Origin of the sequence: Pseudomonas sp. RC10 (genome assembly GCF_038397775.1) — a bacterium.
Lineage (GTDB): Bacteria > Pseudomonadota > Gammaproteobacteria > Pseudomonadales > Pseudomonadaceae > Aquipseudomonas > Aquipseudomonas bambusae.
This window is the reverse complement of sequence record NZ_CP151650.1, coordinates 2,750,174-2,751,744: the sequence shown is the minus strand read 5'-3', so window position 1 is coordinate 2,751,744 and position 1,571 is coordinate 2,750,174. Positions and strand designations below refer to the sequence as shown.

1 protein-coding gene is annotated in these 1,571 nt (G+C 61.2%); it reads right to left on the bottom strand.

Going from position 1 to position 1,571, the window contains the following annotated elements:
- Positions 1–120: 120 nt before the first annotated feature.
- Entirely contained in the window at positions 121–1,449 is a 1,329-nt protein-coding gene (locus AAEO81_RS12765; protein WP_341963970.1) for a lysine N(6)-hydroxylase/L-ornithine N(5)-oxygenase family protein, read from the bottom strand.
- Positions 1,450–1,571 lie beyond the last annotated feature (122 nt).

Here is a 1,571-nt window from a genome sequence, read left to right as displayed (position 1 = left end):
GCTTTCACCTGTTTGTTTCGGCAAGGCTCAACCCACGGAAGGCCCGGTCAGGCCTCCCGCAACGTTGTGAAAAAGGATGAGGTGGCCGCGAACGGCCACCGTTGGGCGACGGGCGCTACATCAGCGCGCCAGCTTCAGCGCCACCCGCTCGTGGGGGTGCGCCGGGCGGGCTGAGCAGGGCTGCTCGTAGTCGGCGAAGATCGACTCCACCACTTCCTGGGAACGCACGGCCAGCACCGACAACAGCGTGTCGCTCAGGCCATGGCTGTCTTCGCAGCAACCTTGCAGGAAGATGCCCGCTTCACTGCCCGCGCTCAGTGGCAGACGATAATTGCGGTCAACGTTCGAGCCCTGGATGTACGCTTGCACACCGGCCAGCAGCTCAAGGTGATAGTCGCGACGGTAACCGGTCGCCAGCACCACGACGTCGAAGGATTCGCTGTGCATCTGGTCATGGGGCGCATCGCGCAGGAACAGGTCGATGCCTGCCGCGCTGACTTCGGCGTGGGCCACTTCGCGGTTGGTGAGCAAGCGATGACGCTGCTCGCCGCGCACCTTCTGCTGGTACATGCGCTGGAAGATGGTCTCGATCAGGTCGGTGTCGACCACCGAATAGTTGGTGTTGCGGAACTCAGTGAACAACGCGTCGCGACGTTCTTCGCTGTGGTTGAAAATCGTGTCGGTGAACGACGGGTTGAAGATCTGGTTGACGAAGGGGCTATCGTCGGAGGGCTTCAAGGCGCTGCCGCGAATCACAAGGCTGGCCTCGACATTGTCAAAGCGACTGGCCAGATCTTCGAAGATTTCTGCCGCACTCTGACCGCCGCCGACCACGGCCACGCGCACAGGGCCAGGGCGGTTGGTCAGCAGTTTTTCGATGCCGCCGCGATAGCCCGCCGAATGCAGGATGCGCGGGTCGGTCAAGCCGTCGAACGCCGCCGGTGCTTGGGGAATGCCGCCGATGCCGAACACCAGATTGCGTGCGCGACGGCGGGAAACGCCACCGCCCGGCCCACGGGACAGCACGTCCACGGCGACGAAGCGGCCGTCCAGAAAATGCGGCTCGACCGAGATCACTTCTTCGCCGTAATGAGCCTGTTCATTGAAGTGCGAGGCCGCCCAGCTCAGGTAATCGGTGTATTCCTCGCGGGTTGGAAAGAACGTCTTGAGGTTGATGAAATCCTGCAGCCGCCCCCGCTCCTTGAGGTAATTGACGAAGGTGAAACGGCTGGCGGGGTTGCGCAGCGTCACCAAGTCTTTGAGGAAGGAAATCTGCATCGTCGAGCCGTCAATCAGCATGCCTTCGTGCCAGTTGAACGCGGGCTTCTTTTCGAGGAAACACACCTGGGGCGCCAGACCGTTGCGCAGTGCATGCTCCTGGGTGGCGATCGCCAAAGCCAGGTTCGACGGGCCGAAACCAATGCCGATGTAGTCGTAGACGAGTTCCATGCTTCCCTCTCGTTAGGCGCGATGCGCGATGAGATCCAGCTGCAAAGGTATTGCCACAAGCAGTTGGGGGCAGTTCACGCGCATCAATGATGAATAGGACTGATTATCATTAAAGACGCCTG

Bases quoted from the DNA above. Each gene is read 5' to 3' on its own strand.
- AAEO81_RS12765 (WP_341963970.1), bottom strand. From the start codon at position 1,449: ATGGAACTCGTCTACGACTACATCGGCATTGGTTTCGGCCCGTCGAAC.